This is a genomic window from Telmatobacter bradus, assembly GCF_048629425.1.
In the GTDB taxonomy this organism is placed as follows: Bacteria; Acidobacteriota; Terriglobia; order Terriglobales; family Acidobacteriaceae; genus Telmatobacter; species Telmatobacter bradus.
Genome location: NZ_CP184532.1, coordinates 1,915,210 through 1,930,717 on the forward strand (window position 1 = coordinate 1,915,210; position 15,508 = coordinate 1,930,717).

Consider the following 15,508-nt stretch of genomic DNA (forward strand, 5'->3'; position numbering starts at 1 on the left):
CGTGGATACAACAGGCAAAGGCCGCACCAAACAGGTGCGGCCTTTTTCTTTTGAAGCAGGGGGCAAGCATCAGAGGTTGCGGTTGACCTGATGGGAGCGGCGGCACACTTCCATCTTTGCTCCGTCGGGCAGTTTGAACTCGGAGAGGCGTCCCTGCATCTGTGTGCTCAGGTCGCCAAGTTCGTCGCATGCGGTATTGGATTCGCGCGCGATCTCGGCCGAGCGTATGCTCAGTTGCGAAATCTCCACCACGTTGCGGGTCAGTTCCTCGGTTCCGGCCAGTTGTTCGCGGGTAGCGGTGGCAATCCGGGCCATCAGGCTGTCGACTGTGCCCACCGATTCGCGGATCAGGCTGAAGGAGGAGCGAATCTTATCATTCAGCGCTGCGCCTTCGGCAATATGCTTGCTCTCCGCCTGGGTTTTTTCCAGCACGTTGCGGGCTTTTTCCTGAATGCCTCCCACCATGCTTTCGATCTCGGCGGTGGCGGAGCCGGTCTGCTCGGCCAGTCGGCGCACTTCACCGGCGACGACCGCGAATCCCTTGCCGTGTACGCCGGCGCGGGCAGCTTCAATGGCGGCATTCAGGGCCAGAAGGTTGGTTTGCGAGGCAATCTCCTGAATCAGGCTGGCCGCCCGGCCGATCCCCTCCGATTGCTGTACCAGTTCGGTAATGCTGGTCGAGACGACGGCCGCCTGACTGGTGATTTCTTCCATCTTGGCTGAAGCCTGAACGACCGCGCCGTCGCCCTGACGCACGGATTCGGTGGCGTGGCTGGCCGACTCTGAGGCCACCGTGGAATGCTGCGCCACCTCGCTCACCGAGTGGGACATTTCAGCCAGCGTGGAAGCCACCTGATCCGTCTGGCGGCTCTGCGCGTCGGCACTTTTCGAGGTGCTCTGCGCCGCGCCAGCCAACTGGGTAGAAGTCGTGGAAACATGGGAGCCAATCTCTTCCATCTCGCAGAGCATGTTCACCAGTGTCCGCTTCATGGCGTTGGTAGAGTTCTGTATCCTGCCCAGAGCATCGTCGGTGCCCACCTCCGCGTCGTCGATGGATAGATCGCGGGCGGCAATGGATTCCAGTTGTTTGCATACATGGCTGATGCGTTCGTTGACGATGCGAATCGTGGCAAGGCCACAGACGATGGCCAGCACAAAGGCCACTCCGCCACAGAGGAAAGAGAATAGTAGAGAGCGGCTTTCGATCTGGTGCTGCTCCGCGCGTCGGGTGGTCACGGTCTTATCTACATAGGCAAGGTAGTTGCCAAGGGAGGTTTGAATCTTCTTGCTCAGAGCCACGGAGGTCGGCAATTCGGCCAGCATGGCTTCGGTCTGGCCACTGCGGCCCATGTCGAACATTTTTTTGGTTTCTGCTTCGCCCTTGCTCCAACTGGAGCGCATGGCGGCCAGATCCTGGCTTGCCTCGGGTGTTACCGCTGTACGGTCCAGCTGGTCAAGCGTAGCGGCAAACTGTTTGGCGGCTTCGGCACAGCGCTCGTCGCCATGCTCCTTGGGGAGCAAAAAGTAGGCGCGAGAGGTGGCCTGTTCCCGCTGCTGCAGCATGGAGAGCCTTTGGGCAAGAAGCGCATGCTCTGTTTCTTTGGCAGCGACATCACCAGCCTGACGGGAAGCCAACTGGCCCAGTGTGGTGATGAGGCCTGCGGCCAAGGCCATGAGAAGCACTAGAGCAAAACCGCCGGCCAGAAGCTGCCCGAATCCAAGTCGTTTGATCATTGCTTGTCCCTGTCGAATTGTGTGGCTGCGGCGGGGGGAACGGAATCGGGCGGGACCGCGCAGGATGGAGTTCAACAGACAAGTTATCGGCGGTTTCGCAGGGGCCGTGAGTAACCGAGGTTTGCTGAAATCCTCTTTTTCCCCATGCAGCGTTCGGCTTTGGACAGATTCCGCCCTATGACTTTTGTACCGGACAGCGATGGCTGCGGCAGAGGCTTTCTGTGACACTAATCACATTTCTAAAAGAAAATCAATGAAAGGATACTTACAGGGCCATCAGTAGCCCACCTGCTCTAGTTTTTGTATTTTTTTTCTCGGAGCATCCCATGCAACTTGATTCTACTGCGTTTTTAGCTGGAGCTGATCTGATTCAGGCGCTTTCCAGCAGCGCCACTGCGCTTGACTGTACTCAGGAACGGCAATTATTCCATCAGGGCGATGTAGCCAACGGCCTTTACATCCTGCACGCGGGCTCGGCAACCGTTTCCATGGCCAGCGAGGAAGGGATTCAGATCCTTTGCTTTCAGGCCGGTAGCGGATCGCTGCTGGGTTTGCCGGGACTGATCGGCAACCATCCCTACTCGCTGACGGTGAGTGCCAATGCCGGTTCCAGAGTGGACTTTCTCTCGCAAGAGAAATTTACCGCGCTGATGGTTTCTGATCCACAGCTTTCGCTCAAGATTCTGCAGGTTTTGGCCGCTGAAGTGCGCACGGCGCGCATGGCTCTGACCTTGTAGCTTCCTGATCCGCTATGAAAAAGCCCATAAAACGCCCGCATCGATTGCAACCGGTGCGGGCATTCCTGTCGTGCGCAGAAGAATTCTACGTAATATCATCGGTGTCGTAGAGCGGAGCAACGCCGCGCTTTTTCGGCACGCCATGTACCGAGCTGAGCAGGTCTTCCACCACATCTTCCAGCTGATGCTGCGACTCGATCACATCGCTGATGTGCTTCAGTTCTTCGTGATTGTGGATGCGTTCCACCAGAGCGACGGCGTGGCACTGGGCCACATGGTCCAGGTTCAGCCCCTCGGGGGTTTTGGCCTTGATGCTGACTCGGTCCAGCGGCACGTCCAGCAACTCCGCCACGCGGGCGCGCAGTTCGGCGGCGATTGGACTGATCTTGGGGCGGGCCAGAATCAGCGTAATGTCGGTATTTACCAGCTGGTAACCGGCGTTGGAGAGCTCTTCCATGGCCAGATTGAGGAAGATGGCCGAGTCGGCACCTTTCCAGCGCGGATCACTGGGCGGAAAGAACGTGCCAATATCGCCGGCCGCAACCGCGCCCAGAATGGCGTCGGTCAGGGCGTGCAGCAGCACATCGCCGTCGGAGTGTCCGGCCAGGCCTTCGGGGTGGTCCAGAGCAATGCCGCCAATGCGGAGCGGCACTCCGGGCTTGAAAACGTGCGAGTCGTAACCAAATCCGATGCGTGTATTCATGGTCATCCTGAGGAACTGCGCTGGACGATATGACGACCTCTCGATGACGACCTCTCATTGACCAGTGCGTGTCATAGACCAGTGCGTGGGCAAATCATTGCTTTGTTCCAGTTTTTGATTTTCTCATGAGACGGCGCTTTTGGCGGGGCGATTGTGTGCAGGGCAGCTGTATAGGGAAACTTCTGATTGGATTTGTTACACAGGAGTTGAGCGGAAGAGAAGTTATGGGACTGCGGCGAGAGCGAAGTTGATCAAGTGTAAAAAACAAAACGTCGCAGCTTGCGCCGGGACGTTACGTACGTTCATCAAGCCCGATTTATCGGGAACGCTCCAGTCTTACCCTATCCTTTGGCCTGCGTCAATTTTGTTTTTCGGTATTTTCTTTCGGTTGCGGCGCTAGTTTTGGGCCAGGTCTTCCGAGCGCATGCCATACCGCGGTTTGAACATCTGCAATGTCTTCTTCGCCAAGCATCGGCGAACACCATTGATTGCCGTCTCTTACGCGGTCAAGTCTGGCATCTTACGCGGTCAAGTCCGGCAAAGGATACGTGCGTAATCATGTCCGCCTTAACCCAGATGTCTGTGTCTGGCCGGAAAAAAGAATAGCGGCCGGCTGGGATTTTGTAATGGAAGGGTTCAATCGGGTCGGGGGCAACCGTGCTGAAAGGTACAACAACACACGTCCGATAATCCCTTCTATGGCGAGGAGACATCACCACGACGTGACGCGTTTTCTGCATTTCAGGAGGAATCATCCCCTGAAAGTCACACATCAGCACCATTCCTAATTTTGGTCGGAATGAAATCACGCGATAAGAGTACCGTGAAAATTGAAGAACGGTAAAGCATTATGAATGTTTGTGTCTTGTCTGTTTGCTCGAAAGTAGTCCACAAAAAGCCCGGCCCCGGAGAGCTTCCGGGGCCGGGCTTGGTGTAAAGAAGGTTGAAATCTTAAGCCTTGGCGGAGCGCTGCTTCAGAAAGAACTCGGCCAGTTCCAGATCGCCCGGCTGGGTAATCTTCATGTTGCGCTGCGAACCAGGAACGACGGCCACCGGCTGACCGGCGCGCTCGACGAGCGAGGCTTCGTCTGTGCCCACAAAGCCATCGGCTTCAGCCTCGGCAAAGGCCTTCTGCAGCAAGCCGTAGCGGAAGCCCTGCGGTGTCTGGGCCAGCACCACGTACTCGCGGGGAATGGTGGAGGTGATCAACGCGCCATGGGCGGTGCGTTCCACCTGCTTGATGGTGTCGACGGCAGGCATGCCGACGATGGCCGCGCCATGCAACTCGACCGCGTCAATGGTGCGCTCGATGGTGGCGGAATCAATCAGCGGACGCACGGCATCGTGTACCAATACGATGTCGTCATCCTGGGCGGGGAGGGAAGCGAGGGCGTTGGCCACCGATTCCTGGCGTTTTTCTCCGCCTTCCACCACATGCGCACGGCCCGACAGACCGTACTCGCCGATCTGTGCCTGCGTGCGTTCCATCTCACTGGCGCGCACCGCCACAAAAATCGTACTGATGCGCTCGACCGAGGCAAAGGCGCGCAACGAATGAATCAGGATCGGCACGCCATCCAGGGTAAGAAACTGCTTGGGCTGCGGCCCGGCCATACGCGTGCCGAGTCCTGCGGCGGGTAAAATCGCGAATACCTGCATAACTCGTGGAGTATAGCATTGTGCGGGTACGGTAGGCATGAATTCTGCAATACGATGAAGAGGATGAGTAAAGCAAAGAGGACTGGGAGCATTGCGCAGCCTGTAGCTGCGGCCACGGAATTGCATTTGGATCTGAGCTTGTTGCGGCCGGGTATGCGGCTGGGCGTGGGCGTCTCCGGCGGCGCGGATTCCGTGGCGCTTTTACGGGCGCTCCATGCACGCAAGACCGAGCTGGGGCTGGTGCTGCATGTGGCCCATCTGCATCATGGCCTGCGCGGCGCCGAGGCCGACGGCGATTTGGAGTTTGTGCGTTCGCTCAGCGCGGAACTGGGCCTGGAGTTTCACTCCGCCCAGGTGGACGTGGCTGCCGAGGTCCAGCGTACCGGCGAGACGACGGAAGAAGCTGCGCGGCGTTTGCGCTACGACTGGTTTGGCACGCTCATGTCCAAAGATGTGCCCCACGCTGTGGCGCTCGATGCCGTGGCCACGGCGCATACGCGGGACGATCAGGCCGAGACGGTGCTGGCCAAGCTGCTGCGCGGCGCATGGACGGAGGGACTTTCCGGCATTCATCCGCGGGTGGAGGGTAGGGAAGGCGCGACTCCGGGGGCGGCGATTCCGGGTTTCCTGATTCTGCGGCCCCTGCTGCATGGGACGCGGGTTGAGGTCGAGGCTTATCTGAAGAGCATCGGGCAGAGTTGGCGGGAAGACGGTTCGAATCGTTCGCTGGAGTACACCCGCAACCGCATTCGGCATGAACTTTTGCCGCAGCTGGAAAAGTGGAATCCAAAACTGAAGGAAAAGCTGGCGCAGATGGCCGAGCTGGCCCGCGAGGAAGAGCTTTGGTGGGCGGCCGAGGTTGAGCGGGTGGCGGGGCAGCTTTTGTTGCGTGGCCGGGCAGTTCGGGGTGGCGGTCGGGCAGCGGGTGAAACGTTGGCCATGGATGTGACGCGGCTGGCGGCTCTGCCGGTAGCGCTCGAACGGCGGCTGCTGCGTTATGCCGTGGCGCAGTTGGGTGTGCAAGCGGACTTTGCCGGAACCGAAGCGCTACGGCGTTTGGGCCGCGAGGGCCGCGCCGGGCAAAAGCTGGAGCTGGCCGGTGGTTTGCGGGCCGAACGCACGCCTCGGGAGCTGCAATTCTTTCTGGCGGCAGCCGACGCCGGCTCTGCCGAAGCCAAGCTGGAGGTTAGCGGGAGGCTGCCCTGCCAACTGGAGGATCCGGCCACGGGGCTGAAGCTTCGCATCGAGCTGGAAGGCGGCGTGGAGGGCGAACTGGCTGGAAAAACAGCCACTTTGCGCGGCTGGAAGGCGGGAGACCGGGTGCGGATGCGTTATAGTTCTGGCGAGCGTAAGGTGAAGGAAGTGCTGGAACGAATGAAGATCAGCGGCAGCCAGAGGGTGGGTTGGCCGGTGCTGGAGCTGGCTGGACGCATCGTCTGGATGCGCGGCGTGGAACTGGAGCCGGAGCCGGGATTGCGGGTTGCAGCGGAGAAAGAACAGCCTTGAGCGGAATCCCGCCGGGCCGGCGCAGATTGTTGATGTAAAAGGGAATAAGTAGGGTCGTTAGGAAGTTACTTCGAGCCGTTGAAAGTTCTTCGATTTCGTCTGGCTGCGGAGTACAATCGAGTGGACTGCTGTTCCAGCGGAAGGGGAAGGGTGTCTTCCGCGACCATTTTGTTTTTTCTGTGACTTCACGGAAGCGGCGTGCGTCTAAGGTATAGCAGGCGGTGATGGGGTAGGTCCTCCATCGCCGGGAAAGAGGAGTTCTGGTGAATTCTAGCGTCAAAACGGTGTTGTTCTGGGTCTTCATCCTGGCCCTTCTGGTGCTCTTGTGGGGTGTGGTACAGCGTGGCGCCAGTCTGGGTGGCAAGGATACGGAGGTTTCCTACTCCGATCTCTTCGATAAGATACAGAACCAGCAGGTGCAGGACGCAGTAGTGCAGGGTAACGAACTGCGCGGTCATCTGAAGTCCTCCCCGAAGGATCAGTTCCATACGACGCTGCCGGGCAATTGGGATGAGCTGGACAAGGCTCTGCGCGCCGCCAAGGTCAACTTCTCGATCAAGGAGCAGAGCAGCAACCTGCCGCTGCAACTTCTGATCAACATTGGCCCCTTTGTGCTGCTGATCGCTATCTGGTTCTTCATGCTGCGGCAGATGCAGTCGGGCGGCAACAAGGCCCTGAGCTTTGGCAAAAGCCGCGCCCGTCTGCTCTCGATGCAGCAGAAGAAGGTCACATTCAAGGATGTGGCCGGTGTGGACGAAGCCAAGGAAGAGCTGAAGGAAATCATCGAATATCTGCGTGAGCCGCAGAAGTTCCAGAAGCTCGGCGGTCGCATTCCCAAGGGCGTGCTGCTCGTCGGACCTCCAGGAACCGGCAAAACTTTGCTGGCTCGTGCTGTAGCCGGTGAGGCCAACGTGCCGTTCTTCTCTATCTCCGGCTCTGACTTCGTTGAGATGTTCGTGGGCGTGGGCGCAAGCCGCGTGCGTGACCTCTTCGAGCAGGGCAAGAAGAATGCTCCTTGCATCATCTTTATTGATGAAATCGACGCTGTGGGCCGCCATCGTGGTGCGGGTCTGGGCGGTGGTCACGACGAGCGTGAACAGACGCTCAACCAGTTGCTCGTTGAAATGGATGGTTTTGAGTCCAACGACGGCGTGATTCTGGTGGCTGCCACCAACCGCCCCGACGTACTCGATCCGGCGCTGCTGCGTCCGGGCCGTTTTGATCGCCGTGTGGTTGTGGGCTTGCCCGATGTGCGTGGCCGCGAAGAGATTTTGCGCGTGCACATCAAGAAGGTTCCCACCTCCGACGATACCAATCTGAACGTGCTTTCGCGTGGTACACCGGGCTTCAGCGGCGCTGATTTGGCCAACATGGTCAATGAGGCTGCGTTGAACGCTGCCCGCATGAATCGCAAGCAGGTCACCATGTACGACTTCGAGCTGGCCAAGGACAAGGTCCTGATGGGTGCCGAGCGCAAGTCGATGTTGCTGACCGATGGCGAGAAGCGGGTAACGGCCTATCACGAGGCTGGTCACGCGCTGGTTGCCTATCTGCGCGAGGATTCCGATCCTATTCATAAGGTGACGATCATTCCCCGTGGCATGGCTCTGGGCGTTACGGTTTATCTGCCCGATGATCGCCACAACTACACCCGCGAGTACCTTGAATCGAAGCTGGCCATGCTCTACGGTGGCCGCGTCGCTGAAGAGGTCTTCCTGAACCAGATGTCGACCGGCGCAGGCAATGACATTGAGCGGGCCACTGAGATGGCGCGTTCCATGGTCTGCGAGTACGGCATGAGCCGCCTTGGTCCGCTGACCTTCGGCAAGAAGGAAGAGCAGATCTTCCTGGGCCGTGAGATTGCCCAGCACCGCGACTTCTCGGAAGAGACGGCGCGGCAGATCGATCAGGAAGTTCGCCGGATGATCGATGAAGGCTATCAGGCTGCCCGTCTTCTGATTGAAGGCCACGCCGATGCGATGCACCGCATTGCACAGGCGCTGCTGGATCGCGAGACGATCGATGCTGAAGAAGTTCGTCTGCTGATTGAAGGCAAGGAACTGCCGCCGATGCGTTCCGTGCTGGCTTCGCCCTCTGACAAGGGCACGCCAGAGCCGTCGCAGAAGCCGGAGAGCACCAACTCGGGCTTCCCGGAAGGCGCTCCTTCGCCGGCATAACGTCGCACAATCTACTACCGCAAACGGGCTGCTCCATGGAGCAGCCCGTTTGCTTTGTGCGGCGACCGGTGTACGGGATTCCCTGCGCGTGGGATTCATCGCCTGTTGAAGTGCTGCAAGTAAAATCGCGAAGAGAGTTTTTGACTGTAGTGGATGAGGAGTTTTACGTTGGCGAAAAAGATGCTTCGCAAGGCGTTGGTTTGTGGTGTGCTTTCCTGTAGCCTGGGCGTGCTGAGTGCGCAGTCCGCGCCGGTGCAGCCTGCTTCAATGCATGCTGTTTCAGTGCAAGTCGTTCCTGTCTTGATGATTTCTATCGATGGCATGAAGCCCGAGTACGTGACCAAGGCCGACGAGCATGGGCTGAAGCTGCCTGCCTTGCGCACGATGATGCGCTCGGGCAGCTACGCCGAGGGCGTGGTCGGCGTCTGGCCTACGGTTACCTATCCCAGCCACACCACGCTGATCACCGGCGTGCCTCCGGCCGAGCACGGCATCTCTACCAACTTTCAGTTCGACCCGCTGCAGTGCCACGATGGCGCATGGTACTGGTATGCAAGTGACATCAAGGTTCCCACTCTGTGGAGTGCAGCGCACAAGGCCGGTTTGAAGACGGCAAGCATCGGCTGGCCGGTGAGCGTGGGCGCACGCGATGTGGACGATCTGATTCCCGAATTCTGGCGCTACTACAGTGCCACCACGCAGCCGAATCCCGCGGACCGCAAGATGATTCAGGCCATGTCGCGGCCCGAGTCGCTCTTCGACGAGATTGAGCCGGCCGCCGGCCCCTACATGATGGGCAACGACACGAGCGTAGAGGGCGATGAGGCCAAGACGCGCTTTGCCATCGAGATTCTCAAGCGCCACAAGCCCGGTCTGATGACCCTGCATTTGAGCGCACTGGACGAGGCCGAGCATATGTCCGGGCCCTTCAGCACCGAGTCCGATCAGACCATCGAGGCGATCGACGGCATGGTGGCGCGGCTGGAAGCGGCGGCACTGGCCAGCAATCCGAATGCGGTGGTGGTGGTGGTCAGCGACCATGGTTTCGAGCCGATCACGCATCAGGTGAATCTGGCGATTCCTTTTCTGAAGGCCGGTCTGGTGCAGGGCAGCGAGAATCCGCAGAGCCACATGCCGGAAGTGAAGAGCTGGCAGGCTGAGCCCTGGATGTCGGGCGGCATGGCGGCGGTCATGGTGCAGGATCCGTCGGATGCCGCGACGATGCAGAAGGTGCGTACGCTGCTGGACGGGCTCAAGAACGATCCGCAGAGCGGCGTGGCTCAGGTACTCGATAAAACCGAGCTGGCCAAGCGTGGCAGCTTCCCGGAGGCGCAGTTCCTGATCGTGCTCAAGGCGGGCTACTACACCGGCAATGCGCTTACGGGCGATCTGGTGATGCCGATCAAGGGTTCGCGTGGTTCACATGGATTTTCACCGGAAGATCCGCAGATGCGCGCTTCCTTCTTTGCCGTGGGCAAGGGAATTGCCGCAGGACGCGATCTGGGCGTCATTGACATGCGTCAGATTGCACCCACCGTGGCCGGAATTCTGGGCGTTGAACTGCCCACCGCCAAGGCCCAGCCGTTGAACGTGAAGTAATCGCTATAGACGTGCAAAAAAAGAGGCTCCCCACGGGAGCCTCTTTTTTGCACGTCTATAGCTGTTTTTAGAAGATCTTGTAGGAGACGCCGATGCTGCCCACGTATGGGTGCAGGGTCGGGTTCACACGCCAGCGCTGGTACTCAAAGTCGCCGCGCACGCTTAGCCTTTTGGTCAGTCTGTAGTCTGCGCCGCCACCGTAGGCGATGTTGGTGGCACTACCGTTTAGAAATTTGCCCGACCCGGTGCCGATGAGCACCTTGCCGTAGGGGGTAAGTTTGCCGAAGGTGTGAATGGGTTCGCGCAGACCAATCAGGTAGTTATTTTCGTTGATGTCTTCGTATTTGTTGTAGTTCAGCCAGCGGGCTTCGGCTTCCAACTGCAGCCAGCGGCTGGCGCGGTAGTCCACAAATGCTCCGTAGCCAAAGAGCTTGTAGGGGCTGCTTTCGGCAATTCCTCTGCCGGCATAGTCGGGCTGGCCGACGGAGGCCATGCCGCCCACGGACAGAGAATTACGGCGGCCAGTGGCCGAGGGATCCGACTGGGCATTGGCCGTCAGGCTGAAGCTCATGAGTGCGATCAGTGCGAAAAATAAGATCGTTCGTTTCATCGTCAATCCATCTTGCAGTGCAGGGTCACTGCGATGCTGCCATCAAGGCGCTCCGGGAGCGCGATCCAAACAGCCGGCGAAGCTTCGAGCTTCGCCGGAAGCGAGAGTGCCGTCCGCCTACAGTCCCTGCGCGGGGCCAGTAGCGGGTTGCTGCTGGTCATTGGGCGGGGTTGCTGACTGAGGGGCCGGCTGGGCCGGTTGTTGTTGCTCGGGCTGCGTCGCAGGCTGGGCTTCCGGCTGTGTTGCCGGTTGGGCCGCAGGCTGCTCTGCCGGAGTTGCTGCCGGGGCATTGGCCACTTCGTAGCGTTGCAGCTTGTAGAAGATCGGCGTCACCTCGAAGGGCATCTTGTCGCGGGCGTTCATCGGAGCGTAGCGCTTGGCGGTCAGCATGTGCACCTTGTCGTCCCAGGGGTCGGTCTTCAGCCAGCTCCCCAAGGGCAGCGCGGCGGTCTGGGTCAGGTCGTCCCAGTCCAGCTTGGGAGACATGCGCCACAGTTCGGCCATCCAGGGCGTGCCGTCCTGCTTCAGCAGGGAGTCGCCCAGTTTGGGCGAGTTCAACTGCTTCAGCACCTTGGCGCGGTCCACCAACTGCGCGTAATAAAGCGCGGCGCTCGGCAGCTTGTCCTTGTACATCGAGGCGTTCAGGTACTCCAGCGCCTTTTTGGCGGCCTCGGTGTTGTCGTGGTCGCTGTGGTACATGTCGATGCGCTGGAAGCTGGACTCGTCCGGGAAGAGCAGGCGGTCGTTGAAGGCGTAACGGGTGTCGATGTGGTGGCCGAGGGCGATGTGGGCCAGTTCCATGGCCAGCACCGAGGCAATCGCCTCCTCGCTCGGCAGGGAGTCGATCAGGCCCTTGCTGAGCAGGATGGTGTTGCCGACCGTGGTCACTTCCACCGTGTCGGTGAGCAGAACCCGGGTGCGGATCTGGTCGGTGAAGGCCAGATTATTGGGCACGATCAGGTTGACGACGATCTGGTCCAGCACCTTGGTCTCGTAGCCGGTCTGGTTCAAGGGAGCCACCAGGCCCGCCTCGACCAGACGATCGATGACGTTGTTTTCCGCCTGCGTCACCCACATGCGGGAGGCTTGCAGCGGGCCTACGTCGGCCGAGTCGTCGCTTTTATCCTCGGCGTCGTCCACCTTGACGCTGACGTTTTCGCTGTCGTGGGTGGGCAACTTGAGGCTATAGCCCCAGAAGTGGGTCTGGGCCTTCAGGCCAACCGACTTCCTGCCCTCGGTACGCTGGGTCTCCTCCACATAAACGGCCACCGGCAGCCAGACGCCGGGCTGCACGTTCATGCGCCAGCTGTCGAAGTGGAAGTAATACTTGGAGCTGTCGGCGGTGGTGGGGCCGGTGTAGGTGCCGTTGAAGCGGACCACGTTGCCGTCCTGATCTTCCACCCAGATGCGGCCATAGAAGCGGCCCATGCCCTTGGTCTCCGGCTTGGGATGCACGTCGTAGACCCAGGTGCGCACCGAGCCGAGGAACTCCCGGCGGACGAAGCTGAAGACGTAATGCTGCTGGTCGAAGCTGGTCGGGTCCAGAAACATCATCTGCATGAAGCCGGTGGGCGAGTAGGTGAACTTTTCCAGGCCAAGCAGCTTGGTCAGCCCGGTAATGGAGTTGAGTGAGCCCTTGAACCAGCCCTGCTTTTCGCCACGGGCCGCTGCCGAACGGGGTTCGTAGGTCTTGTCGAAGAAGGTTTTGGAAAAGTCGACGCGGCTGAGGGTGTAGCTGTCGGAAACCGGCACCTGATAGAGGTGGACGTCGGGCCGGGTGTCCTGAATATAGGTTTCCACCAGCGGGGTGCGCTGTTGGATGTTCTTGATGAGCACCTTTTCACGGGTGGCGGCGCGCTGGATCAGTGCCGCCTGCTCGGCGGTCAGCTGGTGGGCCTGCCCATACTTGCCGTATTTGCCGTACTTCGGCTGCTTCTTGGCTTCAGCGTGTGGTACCCCCAGTGCCAGGATAAGCAAAAATAGAATCAGGGGTATCTTCCGAAACTTCATGGAAAGCTCCTCAGTGGGTTCGTTCTGCAGCTTCAGCGACCACCCGGTTCGCCGGTCTGTTCCTGGCTCGATGTTACGCCAACTGGAAGGTGATCGTGATGTTAGTCGTCATGTCCACCGGTTGTCCGTTACGCGTGGCGGGACGAAAATGCATCTGCTGTGCCACTCTGCGCGCTTCTTCGTCCAAACCATGACCGAGGCCCCGGACGACGCTCTGGACGAGCACCTGTCCGCTGGCGGTAAAGGTAACGCGCAGAACCACATCGCCCTGCACATGCAATTGACGGGCCTCACTGGTGTATTGCACCGAAGGCTTGGACAAAATCTGCAAGCTGGTGGCGGAAACCTGGGCGACGCTGGGCTGCACGGCCACCGCCTGGGTGGCGCGCGGAATGCCGGCCGAGGCCACATGGCCCTGCACCATGCTGTTGCCGGCCGTGGCTCCGGGAATGCCCGCAGATGCAACCCGGCCCACCATGCCGGCGTTCGAGCCGGACTTTAAACCGTTGCCAATGCCAGTGGAACCGACTACGCCGTGGGGCGCAACCGCCGGACCCTGATGGCCGCCGTAAGGGTTGCCGATGGCTGCTACCGTGGCGGCGCGCGTGGCGTTGGGGTTGGGTGTTACGCCAAAGGTCTGGCCCAGATGTACCGGCGCGGTGGAGGCCTTGACGCTGGCGTTCTGCGCGGGCATGGCGGCCGAGAGCGCGGCCTTGGGCTGGGGCGCAAGCACGATGTTGGGCTTGGCCTGCTTGATTGCGGGCGCCTCCAGCTTGGCCTCCATCTGAATGGGTTTGGGCTCGGGCTTGGGCGGCACCGGAGCCACGATCTTGGGCGCTTCGTACTCAACGTGCGGCACCACGGGCGGCGCGGGCATGGGCGGCGGAGGCGGCAGCTTGACCTTGGGCTTGGGCGGCTCGCTGACCGGCACAATCAGCTGCGTCTGCTCAAAGCGATGCACCTGGATCATGTGATGCGCCATGGTGCCCACATAAAGAACGATCAAAAGGATCGCCCCGTTGATGGCCGCGCTGGTCACCATCGACCCCGCGTTCCGCTCCGGCTCTGGCAACAGGCCAAAGCGCGCTGCGCTTGTCTGCTTGTTCGGTATATTGCTAGCCATATTGATCGCCATGCTGTTCGTCATGCTTGTTCCTCGTGTGCTTCCGCCAGTGCGGTACAGGTATGAAAAATTAGAAAGAGAACCTGCGTGGAGCGCCCCACGTCTCAGGCGTTCCAGCGCACAACCTGATGGGATGATCGGCGGATCAGTGCCAGGCATGAACCGGAATGGAACTATCCCGGAGCGGGAAACGGTAGTTTTCCGGCTCTTTCCGCATTTTTGATGCGTAGATGACTTTGGTCAGGACGAGGGGGACGATGCCGCGAAAGCCAAATTGTCTGCCTATGGGACAACAGGCACTCCTGGCTCTGTACGACAGGCGAAAAGGCACTCCTGACGGGGTGTTGTCGCATTCTGCGCAGTGCGGAGGGGAAATCTGTGCGACCTTCCATGTCTTGTAGGGCAGTTGTAACTCACATCCACACAGCGTGTTAGACAGATGTCCTACCGCCGTCCTGCGTGCAATCTTCGTCCTTGGGAACGAAAATTCAAGGACTGGACAGGGGGTGTTCGGTCAAAATACAGTTAGAGCCGGAGTGCAGCGCACAGGTTTGCGTCGTTCCTGGCAGTTGCAGGCGGAGTCGTCGAACTTCAAGGAAGAAAGGACAGCATTTTTGTGAAGATACTGGTCTCAGGTGGAGCTGGATATATAGGAGGCACTGTCGCCGGGCTGTTGGCGTCGAAGGGCCATGAGGCGGTGGTATACGACAATCTGAGCCATGGGCGGCGGGATCTTTTGCCTACCGGGGTGAGGTTTGAGCATGGTGAGCTGGCTGACCGGTGCCGAATTGAAAGCCTTTTCAATCAGGCCAAAGCCGAAGGCAAGCCCTTTGACGGCGTTCTGCACTTTGCTGCCCTGATCGAAGCTGGCGAGTCGATGAAGGTGCCCGAGACCTTCTTCCGCAACAACACGGCCTCGACCCTCTCTCTGCTGGAAGCCATGCTGAACTGCGGCGTGAACAAGCTGGTATTTTCTTCCACGGCGGCCGTTTACGGTGAGCCTGAAGAGGTTCCCATCAAGGAAACCGCCAAGCTGCTGCCTACCAACGCCTACGGCGAGTCGAAGCTGCTGGTGGAGCACATGCTGGGCTGGATGAACCGGATTCACGGCCTGCGTTGCGCTTCGCTGCGCTACTTCAACGTGGCCGGTGCGCCGGAAGGCCCTGGCGGCATTACCCGTGGTGAGGCTCACGAGCCCGAATCGCATCTGATTCCGCTGGTGCTGGATGTGGCGCTCGGCCGTCGGCAGTCGATCAAAATTTTTGGCGAGGACTATCCGACGGCGGATGGAACCTGCATTCGTGACTACATTCATGTGTCGGATTTGGCCGATGCCCACCTGCTGGCCCTGGAAGCGCTGGACCGCGAGAGCCGCCTGATCTACAACCTGGGCAATGGCAAGGGCTTCAGCGTGCGGGAGGTGATTGAGTCGGCCCGCCGCGTGACCGGCCATGCGATTCCGGCTGAAGTTTGTCCGCGCCGGCCCGGCGATCCTGCCGTCTTGGTGGCCAGTAGCGAAAAGGCGATCAAGGAACTGGGCTGGAAGCCGCGCTACACCGAGTTGGACGAGATCGTGCGTACGGCCTGGGTCTGGCACCAGAAGCGCCACGCCAAGTAGAGAATTTTCAGCAAAAAGAAAACCCTCCATCC

At 59.8% G+C, this 15,508-nt stretch carries 12 protein-coding genes; 5 read left to right on the forward strand and 7 right to left on the reverse strand.

The annotated features are described in order from the left end of the window. Positions 1 to 69 precede the first annotated feature (69 nt). A complete protein-coding gene (locus ACOBR2_RS08205) occupies positions 70 to 1,734 on the reverse strand; it encodes a methyl-accepting chemotaxis protein (protein ID WP_420239537.1) in 1,665 nt (554 codons plus the stop codon). 326 nt (positions 1,735 to 2,060) lie between these two features. Between ACOBR2_RS08205 and ACOBR2_RS08210 the strand changes: the two genes are divergently transcribed. After that, positions 2,061 to 2,471: a Crp/Fnr family transcriptional regulator gene (locus ACOBR2_RS08210; protein ID WP_420239538.1), complete on the forward strand. Its 411-nt coding sequence runs from the start codon at positions 2,061 to 2,063 to the stop codon at positions 2,469 to 2,471. Between the two features lie 85 nt (positions 2,472 to 2,556). On the opposite strand, the gene ispF is transcribed toward ACOBR2_RS08210, so the two are convergent. From ispF to ispD, 3 genes are all read right to left on the reverse strand, one after another. Continuing rightward, the gene (gene ispF, locus ACOBR2_RS08215; protein ID WP_420239539.1) at positions 2,557 to 3,174 is read right to left on the reverse strand and encodes a 2-C-methyl-D-erythritol 2,4-cyclodiphosphate synthase; all 618 of its coding nucleotides are present in this window, start codon (positions 3,172 to 3,174) and stop codon (positions 2,557 to 2,559) included. Between the two features lie 506 nt (positions 3,175 to 3,680). After that, positions 3,681 to 3,956, reverse strand: a complete 276-nt coding sequence (locus ACOBR2_RS08220) for a type II toxin-antitoxin system PemK/MazF family toxin (RefSeq protein WP_420239995.1) — start codon at positions 3,954 to 3,956, stop codon at positions 3,681 to 3,683. A gap of 169 nt (positions 3,957 to 4,125) precedes the next feature. After that, positions 4,126 to 4,833, reverse strand: coding sequence for a 2-C-methyl-D-erythritol 4-phosphate cytidylyltransferase (gene ispD / locus ACOBR2_RS08225; RefSeq protein ID WP_420239540.1), 708 nt, complete (start codon positions 4,831 to 4,833; stop codon positions 4,126 to 4,128). 63 nt (positions 4,834 to 4,896) lie between these two features. Between ispD and tilS the strand changes: the two genes are divergently transcribed. The 3 genes from tilS to ACOBR2_RS08240 all read left to right on the forward strand — a co-directional run bounded on the left by tilS (position 4,897) and on the right by ACOBR2_RS08240 (position 10,115). After that, positions 4,897 to 6,339, forward strand: a complete 1,443-nt coding sequence (gene tilS / locus ACOBR2_RS08230; protein ID WP_420239541.1) for a tRNA lysidine(34) synthetase TilS — start codon at positions 4,897 to 4,899, stop codon at positions 6,337 to 6,339. 263 nt (positions 6,340 to 6,602) lie between these two features. Then, positions 6,603 to 8,516 (forward strand): ATP-dependent zinc metalloprotease FtsH, encoded by a 1,914-nt coding sequence (gene ftsH, locus ACOBR2_RS08235; RefSeq protein WP_420239542.1) that lies wholly within the window; start codon positions 6,603 to 6,605, stop codon positions 8,514 to 8,516. Positions 8,517 to 8,684: 168 nt separating this feature from the next. Continuing rightward, positions 8,685 to 10,115 carry an alkaline phosphatase family protein gene (locus ACOBR2_RS08240; RefSeq protein WP_420239543.1) on the forward strand — a complete coding sequence of 477 codons (1,431 nt, stop codon included), beginning with the start codon at positions 8,685 to 8,687 and terminating at the stop codon, positions 10,113 to 10,115. A gap of 67 nt (positions 10,116 to 10,182) precedes the next feature. Here ACOBR2_RS08240 and ACOBR2_RS08245 read toward each other — a convergent pair whose 3' ends face one another. From ACOBR2_RS08245 to ACOBR2_RS08255, 3 genes are all read right to left on the reverse strand, one after another. Next, positions 10,183 to 10,725: an outer membrane beta-barrel protein gene (locus tag ACOBR2_RS08245; RefSeq protein WP_420239544.1), complete on the reverse strand. Its 543-nt coding sequence runs from the start codon at positions 10,723 to 10,725 to the stop codon at positions 10,183 to 10,185. A gap of 117 nt (positions 10,726 to 10,842) precedes the next feature. Next, on the reverse strand, positions 10,843 to 12,735 hold the full coding sequence (locus ACOBR2_RS08250) for a hypothetical protein (RefSeq protein WP_420239545.1): 1,893 nt from the start codon (positions 12,733 to 12,735) through the stop codon (positions 10,843 to 10,845). Positions 12,736 to 12,808: 73 nt separating this feature from the next. Next, positions 12,809 to 13,882, reverse strand: coding sequence for an energy transducer TonB (locus ACOBR2_RS08255; RefSeq protein WP_420239546.1), 1,074 nt, complete (start codon positions 13,880 to 13,882; stop codon positions 12,809 to 12,811). 592 nt (positions 13,883 to 14,474) lie between these two features. Between ACOBR2_RS08255 and galE the strand changes: the two genes are divergently transcribed. Continuing rightward, positions 14,475 to 15,476, forward strand: a complete 1,002-nt coding sequence (gene galE / locus ACOBR2_RS08260) for a UDP-glucose 4-epimerase GalE (RefSeq protein WP_420239547.1) — start codon at positions 14,475 to 14,477, stop codon at positions 15,474 to 15,476. The last annotated feature ends 32 nt before the right edge of the window (positions 15,477 to 15,508 follow it).